General features: G+C 60.5%; 23 protein-coding genes and 2 pseudogenes. 12 read left to right on the forward strand and 13 right to left on the reverse strand.

The window, feature by feature from the left end:
• Window positions 1–80 precede the first annotated feature (80 nt).
• Together AC1DF8_RS25395 and AC1DF8_RS25400 are read right to left on the reverse strand one after the other, a co-directional pair.
• Window positions 81–224: pseudogene (locus tag AC1DF8_RS25395) on the reverse strand (DUF3237 domain-containing protein); the annotation flags it as partial.
• 146 nt (window positions 225–370) lie between these two features.
• The gene (locus tag AC1DF8_RS25400; RefSeq protein WP_112546535.1) at window positions 371–604 is read right to left on the reverse strand and encodes a hypothetical protein; all 234 of its coding nucleotides are present in this window, start codon (window positions 602–604) and stop codon (window positions 371–373) included.
• A gap of 78 nt (window positions 605–682) precedes the next feature.
• Here AC1DF8_RS25400 and AC1DF8_RS25405 point away from each other — a divergent pair, with 78 nt between their 5' ends.
• Window positions 683–1,339, forward strand: coding sequence for a P-loop NTPase family protein (locus tag AC1DF8_RS25405; protein ID WP_478155494.1), 657 nt, complete (start codon window positions 683–685; stop codon window positions 1,337–1,339).
• A gap of 99 nt (window positions 1,340–1,438) precedes the next feature.
• Here AC1DF8_RS25405 and AC1DF8_RS25410 read toward each other — a convergent pair whose 3' ends face one another.
• From AC1DF8_RS25410 to AC1DF8_RS25420, 3 genes are all read right to left on the reverse strand, one after another.
• On the reverse strand, window positions 1,439–1,843 hold the full coding sequence (locus AC1DF8_RS25410) for a PAS domain-containing protein (protein ID WP_112546687.1): 405 nt from the start codon (window positions 1,841–1,843) through the stop codon (window positions 1,439–1,441).
• 200 nt (window positions 1,844–2,043) lie between these two features.
• A complete protein-coding gene (locus AC1DF8_RS25415; protein ID WP_183846370.1) occupies window positions 2,044–2,763 on the reverse strand; it encodes a helix-turn-helix transcriptional regulator in 720 nt (239 codons plus the stop codon).
• A 44-nt stretch (window positions 2,764–2,807) separates the two neighbouring features.
• Entirely contained in the window at window positions 2,808–3,167 is a 360-nt protein-coding gene (locus AC1DF8_RS25420) for a DUF2750 domain-containing protein (protein WP_478155495.1), read from the reverse strand.
• A gap of 177 nt (window positions 3,168–3,344) precedes the next feature.
• Here AC1DF8_RS25420 and AC1DF8_RS25425 point away from each other — a divergent pair, with 177 nt between their 5' ends.
• The gene (locus AC1DF8_RS25425; RefSeq protein ID WP_478155496.1) at window positions 3,345–3,773 is read left to right on the forward strand and encodes a RidA family protein; all 429 of its coding nucleotides are present in this window, start codon (window positions 3,345–3,347) and stop codon (window positions 3,771–3,773) included.
• A 65-nt stretch (window positions 3,774–3,838) separates the two neighbouring features.
• Here the strand turns inward: AC1DF8_RS25425 and AC1DF8_RS25430 are convergent, their stop codons facing one another.
• The gene (locus AC1DF8_RS25430; RefSeq protein ID WP_478155497.1) at window positions 3,839–4,423 is read right to left on the reverse strand and encodes a glutathione binding-like protein; all 585 of its coding nucleotides are present in this window, start codon (window positions 4,421–4,423) and stop codon (window positions 3,839–3,841) included.
• Between the two features lie 123 nt (window positions 4,424–4,546).
• Between AC1DF8_RS25430 and AC1DF8_RS25435 the strand changes: the two genes are divergently transcribed.
• The 3 genes from AC1DF8_RS25435 (at window position 4,547) to AC1DF8_RS25445 (ending at window position 6,277) form a co-directional block, all read left to right on the forward strand.
• Window positions 4,547–4,915 (forward strand): winged helix-turn-helix transcriptional regulator, encoded by a 369-nt coding sequence (locus AC1DF8_RS25435; protein WP_478155498.1) that lies wholly within the window; start codon window positions 4,547–4,549, stop codon window positions 4,913–4,915.
• A 100-nt stretch (window positions 4,916–5,015) separates the two neighbouring features.
• Complete coding sequence (locus AC1DF8_RS25440; RefSeq protein WP_478155513.1) at window positions 5,016–5,900, forward strand: AraC family transcriptional regulator; 885 nt, start codon at window positions 5,016–5,018, stop codon at window positions 5,898–5,900.
• 185 nt (window positions 5,901–6,085) lie between these two features.
• Window positions 6,086–6,277, forward strand: coding sequence for a DUF6494 family protein (locus tag AC1DF8_RS25445; protein ID WP_478155499.1), 192 nt, complete (start codon window positions 6,086–6,088; stop codon window positions 6,275–6,277).
• 33 nt (window positions 6,278–6,310) lie between these two features.
• On the opposite strand, the gene AC1DF8_RS25450 is transcribed toward AC1DF8_RS25445, so the two are convergent.
• The gene (locus AC1DF8_RS25450) at window positions 6,311–6,847 is read right to left on the reverse strand and encodes a BA14K family protein (RefSeq protein WP_478155500.1); all 537 of its coding nucleotides are present in this window, start codon (window positions 6,845–6,847) and stop codon (window positions 6,311–6,313) included.
• Between the two features lie 351 nt (window positions 6,848–7,198).
• On the opposite strand from AC1DF8_RS25450, the gene AC1DF8_RS25455 reads away from it, so the two are divergent.
• The 3 genes from AC1DF8_RS25455 to AC1DF8_RS25465 all read left to right on the forward strand — a co-directional run bounded on the left by AC1DF8_RS25455 (window position 7,199) and on the right by AC1DF8_RS25465 (window position 9,011).
• Window positions 7,199–8,260, forward strand: coding sequence for a class I SAM-dependent methyltransferase (locus tag AC1DF8_RS25455; protein WP_112546684.1), 1,062 nt, complete (start codon window positions 7,199–7,201; stop codon window positions 8,258–8,260).
• Between the two features lie 133 nt (window positions 8,261–8,393).
• Window positions 8,394–8,687 (forward strand): hypothetical protein, encoded by a 294-nt coding sequence (locus tag AC1DF8_RS25460; protein WP_478155501.1) that lies wholly within the window; start codon window positions 8,394–8,396, stop codon window positions 8,685–8,687.
• Between the two features lie 120 nt (window positions 8,688–8,807).
• Window positions 8,808–9,011, forward strand: a complete 204-nt coding sequence (locus AC1DF8_RS25465; RefSeq protein ID WP_478155502.1) for a hypothetical protein — start codon at window positions 8,808–8,810, stop codon at window positions 9,009–9,011.
• 189 nt (window positions 9,012–9,200) lie between these two features.
• Here AC1DF8_RS25465 and AC1DF8_RS25470 read toward each other — a convergent pair whose 3' ends face one another.
• From AC1DF8_RS25470 to AC1DF8_RS25485, 4 genes are all read right to left on the reverse strand, one after another.
• Window positions 9,201–9,407, reverse strand: coding sequence for a hypothetical protein (locus AC1DF8_RS25470; protein WP_112546525.1), 207 nt, complete (start codon window positions 9,405–9,407; stop codon window positions 9,201–9,203).
• Between the two features lie 39 nt (window positions 9,408–9,446).
• Window positions 9,447–9,689 carry a 30S ribosomal protein S21 gene (rpsU, locus tag AC1DF8_RS25475; RefSeq protein WP_112546524.1) on the reverse strand — a complete coding sequence of 81 codons (243 nt, stop codon included), beginning with the start codon at window positions 9,687–9,689 and terminating at the stop codon, window positions 9,447–9,449.
• 28 nt (window positions 9,690–9,717) lie between these two features.
• Window positions 9,718–10,008, reverse strand: a complete 291-nt coding sequence (locus AC1DF8_RS25480) for a cold-shock protein (RefSeq protein ID WP_112546523.1) — start codon at window positions 10,006–10,008, stop codon at window positions 9,718–9,720.
• A 148-nt stretch (window positions 10,009–10,156) separates the two neighbouring features.
• Complete coding sequence (locus AC1DF8_RS25485) at window positions 10,157–10,366, reverse strand: cold-shock protein (RefSeq protein ID WP_112546522.1); 210 nt, start codon at window positions 10,364–10,366, stop codon at window positions 10,157–10,159.
• A 512-nt stretch (window positions 10,367–10,878) separates the two neighbouring features.
• Between AC1DF8_RS25485 and AC1DF8_RS25490 the strand changes: the two genes are divergently transcribed.
• The 3 genes from AC1DF8_RS25490 to AC1DF8_RS25500 all read left to right on the forward strand — a co-directional run bounded on the left by AC1DF8_RS25490 (window position 10,879) and on the right by AC1DF8_RS25500 (window position 12,608).
• The gene (locus tag AC1DF8_RS25490) at window positions 10,879–11,385 is read left to right on the forward strand and encodes a GNAT family N-acetyltransferase (RefSeq protein WP_113116351.1); all 507 of its coding nucleotides are present in this window, start codon (window positions 10,879–10,881) and stop codon (window positions 11,383–11,385) included.
• A 281-nt stretch (window positions 11,386–11,666) separates the two neighbouring features.
• The gene (locus AC1DF8_RS25495) at window positions 11,667–12,125 is read left to right on the forward strand and encodes a hypothetical protein (RefSeq protein ID WP_478155503.1); all 459 of its coding nucleotides are present in this window, start codon (window positions 11,667–11,669) and stop codon (window positions 12,123–12,125) included.
• 108 nt (window positions 12,126–12,233) lie between these two features.
• Entirely contained in the window at window positions 12,234–12,608 is a 375-nt protein-coding gene (locus AC1DF8_RS25500; protein WP_162728585.1) for a hypothetical protein, read from the forward strand.
• 24 nt (window positions 12,609–12,632) lie between these two features.
• Here AC1DF8_RS25500 and AC1DF8_RS25505 read toward each other — a convergent pair whose 3' ends face one another.
• A complete protein-coding gene (locus AC1DF8_RS25505) occupies window positions 12,633–13,172 on the reverse strand; it encodes a GrpB family protein (RefSeq protein ID WP_183846379.1) in 540 nt (179 codons plus the stop codon).
• A gap of 482 nt (window positions 13,173–13,654) precedes the next feature.
• Window positions 13,655–14,635, reverse strand: a complete 981-nt coding sequence (locus AC1DF8_RS25510; RefSeq protein WP_478155504.1) for a calcium-binding protein — start codon at window positions 14,633–14,635, stop codon at window positions 13,655–13,657.
• 301 nt (window positions 14,636–14,936) lie between these two features.
• Here AC1DF8_RS25510 and AC1DF8_RS25515 point away from each other — a divergent pair.
• Window positions 14,937–15,381: pseudogene (locus tag AC1DF8_RS25515) on the forward strand (phosphodiester glycosidase family protein); the annotation flags it as partial.

Raw genomic sequence — 15,381 nt, forward strand, 5'->3', positions numbered from 1 at the left:
TCGACCACATCGCCGCCGTCGCGCAGCGAATTCATAGAATCTCGAACACATCGTATTCGACACCATCAGCGAGACGCTCATTCGACGCTCTGGGAGGAGCGCCTCACGCCGCGATAGGTCATCAGGATCAGACCGCAGTCGTCAGCGGCAAGCAGGAGGCTGACATCCTGCTGAAACATACCGTCCGCGCGTCCGAGAAGGAGGTCGGAACCGATCAGCGGCGACGTCGTCATCGATGTGATCCGCAAAGCCGCCGCTGCAGTTCAAAACGGCTGACAGCGCCCGTCAGGTTTCCAACGACGCCAGAGAGGCCGCCGTAAAGTGGCCTCTCGCAAGCTCTATTTGCCGCTATGCCGGTCAGCCGGCCTCATTAGGCCGAGTATTTCACCGTCACGCCGCGCTGGCGAAAATAAGCCTGCATCAGCTTCCTGCCTTGACGGTTGTTCTGCACGAGCCTGGCCGGATCGAATACCGCTTCTTTCACACCCGCCCGAGCCAATGCCGCCTTGAGAGCAGCGATGTGTGTGTCGAGGTCGGCATTATCGGCATGCAGCGATTCATAGATGCGGTTTGTTGCATCCGCTACGGTCAGTTCGCTCACAATTGCACTCCTGTCATTGTCTGGCTGGCGCGCTTAGCACCTTTTTCGGCTTGATCCTATCGTGCCGCATCGAAAAGAGGTGTGAAGGCTGTCGCAGAGATTTGCGCAGCCGAGAACCGGCGAGAAGACGCAGCAAAATCATGCGCCAGTTGCCGTCCTTTTGTTTTCATGATCTTTTCCGCCGCAACTGCGCCGCTCGGAAGAAAAGACATGTCTCCACTCCAGCAAGAAGAACTTCAGCGGATATTAATCTTCGGGAATGGCGGGACAGGCAAGAGCTGGCTCGCCCGCCAGATTGGCACCTTGATCGGCCGTGCACCGATTCATCTCGATGATTTGCGTTGGGAGCCGGGTGGATATGGCATAGCGCGCGATAATCGACTTGTGCTCGACGAGGTCGTTGAAGCTGCAAAAGCAGAAACCTGGTTGATGGAAGGGGTTTATGGCTGGCTAGCGAAGAGTGTGTTGGGGCGAGCGACGACGTTAGTGTGGATCGACCTTCCAGAGGATGAATGCGTCGCGAATGCAACAGCTAGAGGCATTCAGGGTGGTGGCACCGAGGAAGGTTTCAGAGAACTGATCGAGTGGATAAAAGAGTATCGCCAGCGCGAAAACTCGTCGACCTCCTATTCAGCGCACAAGACGTTGTTCGATACATATGCGGGGTCCAAAATGATCCTCCGGAACAGGGCTGAAATCGGCGCATATGTGAAGAGTTTCGGTGCGATAACCCCTTAGCCCGGCAAGCAAGGCCGAAGACGCGGCAACTCGGCCACATTGCCAGCGAGCGGTGACAAACTGCAGGCTCGACCGGCGCGAATTGACGGCGACAGCCGTCTAATGCGCCACCGGTTTGGCATTCTCGCAATCGGTCACCGGCACGACGATGCCGGAATAGAGCACGGGCGAACCGCTCTGGTCGCGAAAGGCCCGGCCGAAGGCCGCGACCGTCCGGTAGCGGCCATCGCTGCCCTGGACGCGATAGATGTTCTGCTGGGCAATTTCGGCGACGATCGCCTGCGAGATCGTCTTTGCGAGATCCGGCTTGTCATCGGGATGGACACGCTCAAGATAGTCTTCCAGCGGCAGACCGCGCACCGTGGCGTCGGCATCCATGCCGAAAAGCTCGGCGAGCGCGCTGTCCGCGAAGACGAGGTTCCTGACGATATCCCAAGTATAGATCCCCGCATCCGAGGCCACTTCTTCGACGATCTCGAACGAGTGAACGGCTTTGCCAGTCATTGCCTGCATGTCCCTGCGACTATTTTAGTCGAAACTAAAGGTTTGACGGGCAACTTCAAGCTAGGGCCGACCGCAATGCGGGCACCATGGAAACGCATACGGCCGCCGTTGCTGTATCAAGGGTCGAGTTGTCGTCGAGCCAGCCGTCCGGCGTCCCGCATCTCAGATATTCGGCTTCTGCCCTGGCCCTTCGCCGATGCTCAACGCGCCATTTCGCTGAACGGACAGACATCATCCTCGAAGGGCACGTGCCTTCGACGAAACTGCGTGCCTTCCACGATCTCCGGCGCGCTGATCCGGTCCATGCGAAAATGCCGGAAATCCCCGCGCGCGGTATCCCAGCCGACGAGATACCAAAGTGGCGGCAGAATGAGCATCGCCTGCGGTTCGGCCTCGCGCAGCGTTTCCATTCCCCTGGCGTCACGGTAGCGGAACCGCAGATGCAGCCGCTGCAAAAATGCCGTCTCGAAGGCCGGCAGCAGCCCGGAATCGATCGAGCCAATGTCCGAAATATCCTGCCTGGGAGACAATTGCCCGACATAGAGGCAGTCGAGAAGCCGGCGCAGGTCCCGCACTTTCTCTGCCGAAAGCGCCTTTTCGATCTTCGCAAGCCCGGCATCGGCGAGATCGGAGAAAGGAAGGGAGCGTGCCGCGCGCATGGCCGCCACGCTGATCAGGAGCGCAAACACCTCTGTGACCGAGAGCCGGGCCGTGGTCTGCACCGATTCCGGGTCGAGCTGCAGCCCGCCACCCCGGCCGGATTCGGAATGGATGAGAAAACCCTGCTCGCGCAGCGCCCCGATGTCGCGCAGTACCGTTCGCCTGGAAGCACCCACCTCCTCCGCCAAATCATCGACTGTCGAACTTCCGTTGCGCCTGAGGATGCGCACGATGGCGTCGTGTCTGAGGCGGATGTTCATTTGCGCACCCTAGGCGACTTGGACATATTCGCTGTGTGGCGAAATTAGGATTTTCCTTCGGCCACGACCAGTCGAGCCATCAAATCTGTTGGAGACAGATCGTATCCCGTTGCACTCTCACCGGACCAGTTGAGACCACAATAGAGGCCATCCCTGTTCAAGCCTGGTAGCCACCGTTCGATGAATGCCGACAACGAAATCGGCTCCGGTTTGAAATGGCGGTATGCCGGGACGGTTTCGATTATCGACATCGCCCTCTTTTCCGACGACCAAAAGGGCATTGCGGTTTCGCCAGACGCGTTTGTCGAGGTCGGGAAGCCGTCCTTGTCTTTGATACCCCAGACTTGTGCGCCTCGCAGCACCTCGGAGACAAAGGCAGCGGAGTTGATCGCGGAAATGCTCATCCTTCAAGAAGGAGCAGCAAATTCGATTTTCGCAAGGGAGCGAAACTTGAAATCCCATACGTCTGGAGAAGTTTGACGCAGGCCTGGTGGCCTTTGTTGGTTCCAGCAAATTCGGTGCCAAAATCTGGCACCGATTTACCTTAGGCGTGTCATGGCAACCCGACAAGGAGACCGACCATGACATCCCATCAAGCCCCCGCCCCCACCGCAACGCCTGTTATCGTCAACCCCTCCCATCTTCACGACCCGACACCGCACGGCTACAGCACGGCGGTCATCGCCCCTGCCGCCGGCCGGCTGGCCTTCATCTCGGGCCAKGGCGCTTACGACCGGAACGGCGCTCTTTCGCCTGACTTCGCCACCCAGGTGGAACAGGCCTATGCGAACCTCGCCGCCGTCATCGCGGCACTTGGCGCCCGCCCCGACCAGGTCGTGAAACTGACCGTCTACGTGGTCGGCCACGATATGTCGAAGCTCGGCATACTGACGGAGACCGTCACGCGCATGTTCGGCGACAGGCTGCCGGCACAGACGCTGGTTCCGGTGCCGAGACTCGCCATCGACCCCATGCTCTTCGAGGTCGAGGCTGTCGTCCTCCTGGATTGAGYGGCCGCCCGCGCGAAGAATGGCTGGCCGGCTGCGCGCGCTCCCCGGCCAGCCGGACCGCCGGATCAGCCGAGCCCTTCCTCGGCAAGGGCTCGCGTCACCGAAGGCAGCGTTCGCATATGGGCGAGGAACCTGCCGAGCGCCTCCGGCAATTCGACGCCGCTCCTCGGCGCGACCGTCAGCACCCAGAACAGGTAGCAATCGGCAATCGTCATCTCGTCGCTGACCAGGAACGTCTTGTCGCCCATCTGGCCGGCAAGGATGGCGAAGGCCTGCGCGAGCTTTTCGCGGGCGCGCTCCTTCTCCGGCTCGGGGAAATTCCGGAAGAAGGGCTGGTACCGTGAGTGGATCTCCGACGACATGAAGGCGAGCGCCTCGAGCGCGCGCCAGCGTATGATGCCGTCCCCGGGCAGGAGCTTGCCGCTCGTCTCGGCGATATAGGCCAGGATGACCTGGTTCTCCGTCAGGATCGCTCCGTCCTCGAGTTCGAGCGTGGGAATGTAGCCCTTGGGGTTGATCGACAGGAAATCGCGCCCGTCCTCCGTCGTCTTGTCATGCCGGATGCTGGTGAGCCTGTAGGCAAGCCCGGCCTCGATCAGCGCGATATGATCGGCCAGGCTGCAGGCGCCGGGATAGTAGAAGAGGTTCATGGTGGTCTCCTGGTGGTGACCCTCCCGCCGGCTTCGCCGCGAGACAAGGTCTCAGATGTTGACCACGGCCATTTATGGGACCTAAAATTATCCGTCAAAAGCATATCTTTGGGAGCTGGTCAGATGGATGTGACTGCAAGGCCGGCAGGCGCCGACTGCAGGGGTGTCAGCGAAATCCTCAGCCGGGTCGGCGACAAATGGACGATCCAGGTCGTCGTCGCACTGCGCCTGGGTGCGCTGCGCTTCAACGGGCTGAAGCGCCAGGTCGGCGGCATTTCGCAGCAGATGCTGACGCGAACGCTGAAGACGCTGGAACGCGACGGCATGATCGCCAGAACCGTCCACCCCAGCACCCCGCCGCAGGTCGAATATACCTTGACCCCGCTCGGCCATTCCCTGTCGGAAACCGTCCGCCACCTGGCCGACTGGGCGGCCGAAAACAGGGGCAGCATCGAGGACAACCGCCTGCGCTACGACGCCGATCATCCATGAACCGGCCTGCCTGTTCCGCAGGTTCCGCCAAAACCGCAAGATCGGTCGAGCGGATCGCCCCTGCCCGCGTTTAGTTGGAGCCGCCACGGAGGACGGAATGATGAAGGCGGCGCTTCGAAACTACCATGCCCGGATGCAGCGGGTGCTCGATCACATAGACCGGCATCTGGATGACGATCTGGACCTGGATGCGCTGAGCGCTATCGCAGCCTTTTCGAAGTTTCACTTTCACCGGCAGTTCTCGGCAACCTTCGGTCTGTCGGTGCATCGCTATGTCCAGCTCGCCCGCTTGAAGCGCGCTTCGCACCACCTGGCGTCAAACGGCGACCAGAGCGTCACCGACATAGCAATGGATGCCGGTTACGGTGCACCGGATGCCTTTGCCCGCGCCTTTCGGCAACGGTTCGGGCAATCGCCTTCCTCGTTCCGGAGATCGCCCGACTGGGCTCCGTGGCTTGCCGCCTTCAGGCCCCTCGAAAACGCAAGGAGCAAGCTCATGCAGATAACCTATGAAGAAGAAGACGTGACGATCCGCGAAGTGCCGCCAACCCCGGTGGCGATCCTGGAACACCGGGGCGACCGGGCAAATCTCGGCACCAGCATCGAGCGGTTCATCGCCTGGCGCAAGGCCGCGGGCCTGTCACCCGAGACAAGCCCCACCTTCAACATCTTCCGGTCCCCGAGGATCCCCGCCAATCCGGCCGATTACAGCATGGACATCCGTGTCGGCACCGACCGGCCGATCGATGCCGACGACGAGGTGATGAAATCGGGCGTGATCCCGGCCGGCCGCTGCGCGGTCATCCGCGTCGTCCACGATACCCACAACCTGGAGCCTGCAGCCCTCTATCTCTACCGGGACTGGCTTCCGGCAAGCGGCGAGGAAGCCCGCGACTTCCCGATCTATTGCCAACGGCATTTCTCCTTCTTCCCTGATGTGCCGGTCCATGAGGTCGTCGTGGAACTGTTCCTGCCGCTGAAATAGCGCGAGCCGATGGCGGCCCGCCCTTCCGATCCCTGGGACGGGCGGGCCGCTTCAGGCTGTGCTTCCCGATGCGATGATCAGTCGATCTCCCGGCTCGCGCTGATTATCGCCACCGCACATCCCGTCAAGCTTTCCCGACCGGCCGCCTTCCCGTACAATCCCTTCATCACATGGGGGATTTCATCATGAGCGAAGACGCCTTCAACATGTCCATCCGCAAGTTCCTGAAGGAAGTCGGCGTGACCTCGCAGCGCAAGATCGAGGAGACGGTGCGCGACGCGCAGATCGGCGGCAAGAAGCTGAAGGTCCGCATGACGCTGACGGCGGAGGGCACCGGCCTCAACCACGTGGTAGAAGGCGAAATCGAACTTCCCTGAAGCCTGTCGCGATCTTCACGCTGTCAGCGGCTATCAATATTGAGGCGAGACGCACGCCTGCCGTGGGCCGTGATAGGGCTGGAACGTGTTGTCGTAAGCCCTGTAGGACCGGTAACGCGCAAAGCACCAGCTTACATGGCCGTTGCCGCCATAGTAGGCCCGGGGATAATAATAGGTCCGGGGATAATAGTAGCGTCGTGCATAATATCGCGTCGAGCCGTAATAGTACGGACCGGAATAGCCGCCGTAGTAGCCGGGATCATAATAGCCGGAGCCATAATATCCGGAGCCGTAATATCCGGGCTGCGCCAGCATTCCGCCGATGATCGCGCCTGCGGCCAGGCCGCCGAGCGCCCAGCCCCAGCCGTCGCCGCCATGGTGGTGGTAGTATCCGCCGTGACCGCCATAGTAGCCGCCGTGATAGCCGCCATAGTAACCGCGGTAGCGTACCAGCTGCGCCTGCTGTGCCGCGACATCAGGGGCGGCGGCCATGGTGGGAAACGCCTCGGCCGGCAGTGCGCTCGCCAGCGCCGTTGCCAGCGACAGGGCAATGATTGAGAGCCTCTTCATTGGCTTCACCTCCGTCTGCATCCGCCGCGCGTCATTATACCGCGGAAAGGACAGCGTGGCACTTAATTTCCGGGCCTGGCTGGTGCTCCTGGAGGGCTGATTTCAGTCGGCATTTCTCCCGTCCCGACAGCATCGGTCCGAAGACCGGCCGCAACTTCCGGAAAGCCTGACGTGACGTTTCAATGCGGAACATCTTCACCCGCTCCCCTAACCCGCCGGTCCCCTAACCCGAATGCAGCATTGACTGCCTGCCGCTCCGGCCTAGAATCATCAGCGGGTCGAACTGTCGGACTGGGGCTGGCGCATCTTGAGGAGGGTGCCATGCAGAAAACCGATAAGCAGAAAACCGATATGCAGCAACCTGACATGCAGAAAGTCGATGCACTCGTCGGTCGCCTCGTGGGCGATCTCGGCGCCAGTGTATCGGGCGTTCTCGTCGTGCTCGGAGATCATCTCGGCCTGTTCCGGGCGATGATGGACGGGCGGCCGCGCTCGTCGATGGAGCTTGCGGAAACGACCAGTCTCACAGAGCGCAATGTGCGCGAATGGCTCGCCGCCATGGCGGCTGCCGATTACATCACCTATCACGAGGCCTCGAACAAATTCGCCATGACGCCCGAGCAGGCGCTGGTCTTCGCCAATGAGGAAAGCCCCGCCTTCTTCGGCGGCGCCTTCGAGATCGTGCAGTCCATGTGGATGGACGAGCCGAAGGTGGAGGATGCCTTCCGCACCGGCAAGGGCCTCGGCTGGCATGAGCACAGCACCTGCCTCTTCCGCGGCACCGAGCGCTTCTTCCGGCCGGGCTATAACAGCCATCTCGTCACCGAGTGGATCCCCGCGCTGAAGGGCATGAAGGAAAAGCTGGAAAGCGGGGCGGAAGTCGCCGATGTCGGCTGCGGCCACGGCGCTTCGACGATCCTGATGGCCCAGGCATTCCCGAAATCGCATTTCCACGGCTTCGATTATCACGGTCCGTCGATCGAGCGGGCAAAGCGCGCCGCAAAGGACGCCGGTGTTGCCGACCGCGTGACCTTCAGCAAGGCATCGGCCAAGGATTTTCCGGCCGGCGACTATGATCTGGTGGCCATGTTCGACTGCCTGCACGACATGGGCGACCCTGTCGGGGCCGGCCGCCATATCCGCGAGACGATGAAAAAGGACGGCACCTGGATGATCGTCGAGCCCTTCGCCCATGACGGGCTGAAGGACAACCTCAACCCCGTCGGCCGCGTCTATTACGGCGCCTCGACAATGATCTGCACGCCCGCCTCCATGGCCCAGGAAGTCGGCCTCGGGCTTGGCGCGCAGGCAGGCGAGATGAAGCTGCGCAAGGTGGCGCTGGATGCCGGATACCACCACTTCCGCCGCGCCAGCGAGACACCGTTCAACATGATCTTCGAGGTCAGGAACTGAACGGAGCTGGGTGAGATGCGGGTGCAGGCCCTGACAGCGAGCATGTCAGGGCCTGGGCTCGTGCATGTTGGTCATTTGCCGTTCTGCCAAATCAGAATAGGCTCCATGCGAAGAACCTTGCCCCGAGAGCCTGATGACCCTCTTCTGGATTGCATCCCTTCCCTTCATGGCGGTCTTCATTGCCGCCCTGGCCATCGGGCGTGCGAAAAGCCTCTGGCTGCCAATCGCGGTTGCAGTTGTTTCACTGGCCGCAGGCACGCTCTGCCTTCATTCGATTATGGTCGCCCCGACCTGCGCGACCGGTGAAAGCGAATGCCTGGGCGCAACGGTGATCGCCTATCTAGTCGCTGTCTTCTGGTGCGCTCCGAGCATTGGATTCGCGCTGCGACTTTACAGCCACCTGCGTTCGGACTTCCGGCGCGGGTAGGTTTCCCGCTCCCGGGACCGGAACTAGTTCGCAAGCTCTTAAGTATTCATTCAACAACATGCTGTGAAGCGGGAACTATAACCGATCGCGCCGGTTATAGTCGCAGCAAAGGATAAGGCCATGACCAAGGTCCTGAATTCACGCACAATCATTATTTCGGCAGATCGTCTTGATGATTGCAAGGAATACCTCGGAACCGACTTCCACCAGCTGATCGACCATGCTCTGAGCGTCGGCTGGTCCATCGACGAGGTCATTGTCGCACTCAGCGGCCTCGCAGAGGAAGAAATCGCCGTGCCGGAGCGAGCCGTCACCTTGCATTGAAATCCGCAACCGATCGCCATCATTCAGAAGGCCGGGCTTTGAAACCCCGGCCTTTTCGTGATCGCTCTGGAAATGTGGCCTGCAATGAGTTGGYGGCCTCCATGAGGCCCGGCGCCATCACCAAACACAAAAAACGGCGCTCCAGAGAGCACCGCTTTATCATGCCATGGCAAGGCGAGGCACAGAGACCTATGCCTTCTTGCCCGCTCTCGGCTTTTTCGGCGGCGCCTCGACCGCCTCCTGCGCGAGCCTCAGCGCGCGCAGCTTTTCGGTCTTCTTCTGCCTAGCGACAGCTTCGCTTTCGAGGATACCCTTGGCGACAGATGTCGTCTGCTCGGCCTTCGCCTGCGGCGAAAGCTTTTCGGGCTTGAAGAAAGTGTCTTTCGTCTCGGTCATGTTTCCTCCTTGTCGATGGAACGGGAGACCGGGAAGGCGTCAGCGGCCGCGAGCAATCACCTTCTTCTTCGGTGCCGGCAGCAGGCCTTCGCGCTGCGCCTGCTTGCGGGCGAGCTTGCGGGCGCGGCGGATCGCTTCACCCTTTTCGCGGGCGCGCTTTTCCGACGGCTTTTCATAGGCGCTGCGTTCCTTCATTTCGCGGAACACACCTTCGCGCTGCAGCTTCTTCTTGAGCACGCGGAGGGCCTGATCGACATTGTTGTCTCGGACGAGTACCTGCAAGTTTTCTCCTTAATCAGCGTAGCTGCTGTTACTTCCTGATGCGGATCACGTTCGAATTGATCCAGCTCGATTTCGGCTTTTCGGGCGCCGCCTCTGCTTCTGGAAGCGAAGGCGACGAAGGTGATGCCTGGACGTCGATGTCATCCTGGCGGATGCTGCGCTCGAAATTCTCGTTCTGAAACCGAACGCGATAGTGGACGAAGCCCTGCGCGGCCGGCAGAATGGACAGAATGTCGCCGGAGCCCGAGGGCTGCGCGCCGCCGAGAACACCATGCTTGAGCATGATGGTGTCACCCGGACTGTAACGACGATATGCCATGCCGTTCTACCCTCATGCAATGAAAAATAAAAGGCCGGGACTGCTCCCGACCTTCCCAGATCCTGACTTTTTTCAGGCCAGGCCCTGGCCTCGGTCAACGTCTCCGCGCGCCAGTACATCCGTGGTCGCGCGAAGTCGTGACAAGTTCTTATTCAGCGCGGAGGTTGTCGGCAGAGCTCTTGCCCGAACGGCGGTCCTGCACGATTTCGTAGCTGATCTTCTGTCCGTCTGCGAGCGAGCGCAGGCCAGCGCGTTCAACTGCAGAAATATGGACGAAAACGTCGGTGCCGCCGTTATCCGGCTGGATAAAACCGAAACCCTTGGTGGCGTTGAACCACTTGACTGTACCTGTATTCATAACGATCTCCTTTCAAAGCAACCGTTGAAACTTCCCGCGATACCCTGCGGGCTTGGGTCGATTATTTGGAAGGAAATCTGACGAGAGCAAATAGCTCCGCAACGACGTCACAAGCAATGGTCGATAACGGCAATATAAGGTCAATTTTAAATTTGGCAACAGATTTAGGCACAAAAACTTCGAATCACCTGCAAGTTTCTGTTGTAATATACTGATTTTTATATGGAATATTATTCGTTTACCGACCGTTGGCAGGCGTGCTGCGGTGCGCCACCCCTGTCCGTGAGCCTCCTTGCCGCGATTCGCCTCCGGCTTTCCGACACCATTCAACCTTGCTCGGCGTCCTCCTCGAACGGTTGGTGACCAGGTGGCTATCAACTGTTCGCAGGGGCGGCTGACCGCACAGGGCGGGCTCCTCGCCCACGCGGCATATGGCCTTGGAACCGGCCGCGATGTAGGAAGGATCCGGGCGCCGCTCCCGCGCCTCCATTTGCAAGACCACTGGAACCCATATGGCGAAAAAGCCGGTTGAACATGCAGTCAGGATCCGCCCCGCCACATCGGCCGACATGGATATTCTCGGCGGCTTCGGCGCCCTGCTCGTTGCCCTCCATCACGAACTGGACCCCAGGCGCTTCATCGAAGCCGCCAAGAGCACCCCGCTCAGATACGGGCAGTTCCTCAAGAGCCAGCTCGCCGAGCCCGATGTCATCGTGATCGTCGCCGAAGACGACAGCGGCCTCCTCGGATATGCCTATGCCGCATCGGAGGGCTTCGACTACATGTCGCTTCGCGGACCGGCGGGCGTCATCCACGATCTCTTCGTCGATCCGGGCCGCCGCCGCGAAGGTGTCGGCCGGATGCTGCTGGAAGCGGCGATGGCCCGCTTGAAATCCCTTGGCGCCGAACGCTTCGTGCTCTCGACCGCCCACCGCAATGACGTCGCCCGCAGCCTCTTTAGCGCGATGGGCTTCCGCCCGACGATGGTCGAGATGACGCGAGAGGCGGACGCCGGCTGAACGGCCAGGCCAAGACCTGCTCCAGCACAGTTGCGCCGAACCGTCCCGAGGGCGGCCGGAGAAAGTCAATTCTGAATTGCGGAATCCGGCCACCGGCTACGCCTGAGAGACTGCCGCATCGAAAGAAAACAAACAGCTGCCAGGGCGGCGCAAAGCCCGCTGCATGCCCCTTTCAGGAAGATCACGCAGACTGTCCTGCTCCGCCATCGACCCGCCATTTTCTGCAATCATGCCTAGAAGCGGTCGGGCGCTAGGGGTGCGTTCTTTCAATGGGGATGTCGATGAAGTCATGTCATGCCGCAGCCGCAGTCTTCGCATCGCTTTTTCTCGGGTTGACAGCCTCGCAGGCCGCCGCCTGCAGCTGCCGGAAAATCTCCCAGAAGGAGCAGTTTTCCAGCGCCGACCTCGTGGTCCGAGGCCGCATGAAGCTGGTGACATTCGGCGTTGATCTGCCGCTTTCGCAGGGTGATGAGCCGCCAACACCCCTGACGCGCGGCGATTTCGAGATCGACAAGGTGCTGAAGGGTAAGCTCAAGGAGAAGACCCTGTCCATCTACACGGGCGCCGGCGTGGGCGATTGCGGCCGCCTCGACGCTTTCCTGAGCGCGGCCTTCTATTACAATGACGACAAATTCGCCGTCTGGGAGTTTGCCCTGTCGAAAGCCGAACATAACGGGCAGACATTGTATTTCACGAACATCTGCGAGTACATGAAAGCGCCGACCCCGCGACAGGAATAGGCCCTCGAAGCCTTCACCGGTACCGACGGTTTTTGGGAACTTCCGGCTGCAGGGAGGATTCCTTAGATGACGCTCCCCTCGCCCTTCCTTGCACGGCAGGAGTGGACCATGGCAAAGGCAACTGATTTGAAGACCATCCGAGCGCTTGCGATCGCGCTTTGCGCCTCCCTGCTTTTCAGCGGTGCGGCCAAATGGCCGGACCTGCCGAGCTCGGGCTTCCTGATCGGCCGCAGTGCCGCCCCTGAAGATGTCGACAACGGAACGGCGATCTTTGCCACCGGCGAGGATGCCAGGAACTACGGAAAGCCGATCGACATCGAAATCCCGCAATACGGCTATTTCCGCCAGGAAGACAAATACGTCATCATCCTGCAGGCCGAGAAATACGACGGCAAGAGCATCATCGGCGCCGAGACGTTCGACGGCGAAAAGGTGGTCGGCCTGATCGACGAGTTCGAATTGCTGGGTATTCACGCCAAATAGTCTGGCTCATCCGCGCAGCACCGCCTACGCGTCCGACTGTGCAGGCGCCCAGCCCGTCTCGGCCGCCCAGCGGTCCGCCCGGCGGATCACCGCCCAGAGATGATCGGCCTTGCCGTCCGTATAGGCCTTCCGATCGTCCCCATGGGCAGCGACGAGCGCGTGCTTCAGCGCGATATAGGCAGGGTGTTCTGCTGCATGGGCGCGCATGTAATCGCGAAACAGCAACGCCCATTGTTCGTGCCAGCTGCCGGAACGCCTGACATGGATATGCATGCGCTCCTGATCGGGACTTTCACGAAAATAACGTTTGGCGCGATCCGGATTGTCCTGCCGCCACACATAGCCGATGGCATTGAGCGGCATCAGCAGCCGCTCGAACGGTTCGAATCCGGCAACGGAAATCTGCATATCGATGACAGGCTTGGCGGCCATGCCCGCTATGGCGGTGGAGCCGATATGATCGATCCGCAGCGCGACATTTCCAAGCGCCCGGCGAATATCCACGGCCTTCGCCCGGAATTTCTCCGACCAGAGCGGCGACCAATCGGCAATCTCGATCGTCATGGCTGATGTCCCGGCTGTTGCGGAAAAGGATGCCCGACAGTGAATGCGAGCGCCTGCAGCTGATGAGCCCAGGATAGAGGGTTTAGGCCTCCGCGCAACGACAGCCGAGTTAGCGGCGCTCGCAGCGGAAGCGCATGGCATAAAAAAAGAGGCTCGTCGGGAGAGACGGCCTCCAAGGTTGCGTCAAGTCGGCCCAGCTCCACAAGGCCGGCTTCCACCCTAGCCGTTAGCCTGATAATCGCCACCCCCAATCGGGTGATATTTGACCGGTTGATGACGATTTTCGGGAAAACCGAGAAGTTTCAATGATGTATTCCGTTACGTAAGGCTCGCTTGGATGGTTTCTTCCTACCGCTTTCCCTAAGGTAAGCTGCAGGCGCCGACAGCGGAAAGACAGCATCGCCACGCGTCATGCCCGCCCCGCAGGCGACGGGCACGCGGCAATGGGCCGACTATGGCCACAACTGATTGGTTTCAACACATCAGGATTGGCTATAAGCCCGGACTGCGGCAACGACAGCGAGATCGGGCACATCCTTGGCTGTCGGCAGCATTGCCTGCAGATGTTTTATCCCTTCCCGCGGATCAAGCTGCCAGTTGTAATCCTTGCCGGGATCGAAGGCGATCTGCTGCAAACTGCCGTCGGCGAATTTCACCGTCAGGGCGGAATCCGGCGTCAGGTCCACGGTGATGCTGTCGCCGTCGCTTCCATCGAATGTAATGGTCGCCCTGTTGTCGGTGATGGAGATATGGGTGTTCTCCGCAGAGATGCCTTCGCCGAGCTCGAGCGTCGAGTCCGATCCGACAAGGTTCAGCTTGTCCTTGCCGTCACCGGCCGCATATTTGATAAGCGAGCCTGTTTCGGTCGGGATGTTGCTGCCCATTTCAGAGCGTCTGGCGGTGAGAGTAATGATATCGTCGCCCGTTCCTCCGGTGACGACATTGCTTGCGCCTGCGGTAATGCGATCGTCGCCTTCTCCGCCATCGATGGTGTTGGCCGAACCCGCCTCGATGATATCGTTGCCGGCTCCGCCCCTGATCGTGTTGTGGGTCGTGGCAGCCGTGATCTGATCGTCGCCGCTGTCGCCGTTGATGTCTGACCAGCCGCGGGTCACGATCGTGTCATTGCCCGCACCACCGCTGATGTTGTTGAGTCCGCCGGCGTCGATGTAGTCATTTCCGGCGCCGCCGCTGAACGAGGAGCCGAGCCCGCCCTTCATGATATCATCGCCATCCGTGCCGACGAGACCGGCATTGACGCCGCCGGCGATCAACTGCCCGCCGCTCTCCAGCAGGATCCGGGTGATCTTTCCGCTCGCATCCAGGGGGCCGGGCAAAAGACCAGCCGCGGTTGCAGCACTGAGAATCCCGTCCGGCGACGTCGGATCCTGCTCCTGATTTGAGCGAATGCCCTTCAGCAAGGTCAGGGCGGCCGAACTATGAATAGATGAAATAAATGTCATGGTGCTTCCTCAAGGATCGCCCGCAGCCATCATCGGCCTGGAGCGCCAGTTGATTGCAGAGCGTCATGCTTGCCTCAAGAGTAACGGCACGACCCTAGGTGGCAGTTGGTTAACAAACGCAGAACGGGATATGCAGGATATTGAGTACCTGCAGTTGCGGGCGGCAGGGCAATTCCAGTGCAGCAGGTCGGTCAGCGTGCGCATAAGGCAAGCTTTGCAGGCAGAGATTAAGTTGCTCCCCGCTCTCGCCTTCTTTCCCGGTCATCAGCTACGAATTATCAGCCACGAGTCGGGAGATGCCATGCTTCGCACCATAATCGCCTTTGCCATGCTCCTTGCCGGTGCGTTTGGCGCCAAGGCCGAGGCGCCCGATGCGGCTGGCGCGCCGGCGCCTGCCGATCCCTGCACGCGCCAGAATTTCGAGGGCGGCAGCTATATCGTCTGCAGCGTCGATCCCGCAAAGGCGGATCTGCGCCTGTTCTGGAAGGATGCCGGGGGCAAGCCCTATCGCAGGTTTTCAGGCGTCGCCGATGCTGTTGCCGGCAAAGGACAGCGGCTTCTCTTTGCCATGAATGCCGGCATGTACCGCGAGGATTTCACGCCACTGGGGCTTTATGTCGAGGATGGCAGGGAGCTGATAGCGGCCAATGTCGAAGCGCCGCCCAAAGTGTCCGGCCCGGTGCCGAACTTCTTCAAGCAGCCGAACGGCATCTTCTATCTCGATGAGACCGGCGCCCATATCATCC

This window comes from Rhizobium sp. 05N49 (genome assembly GCF_056396805.1).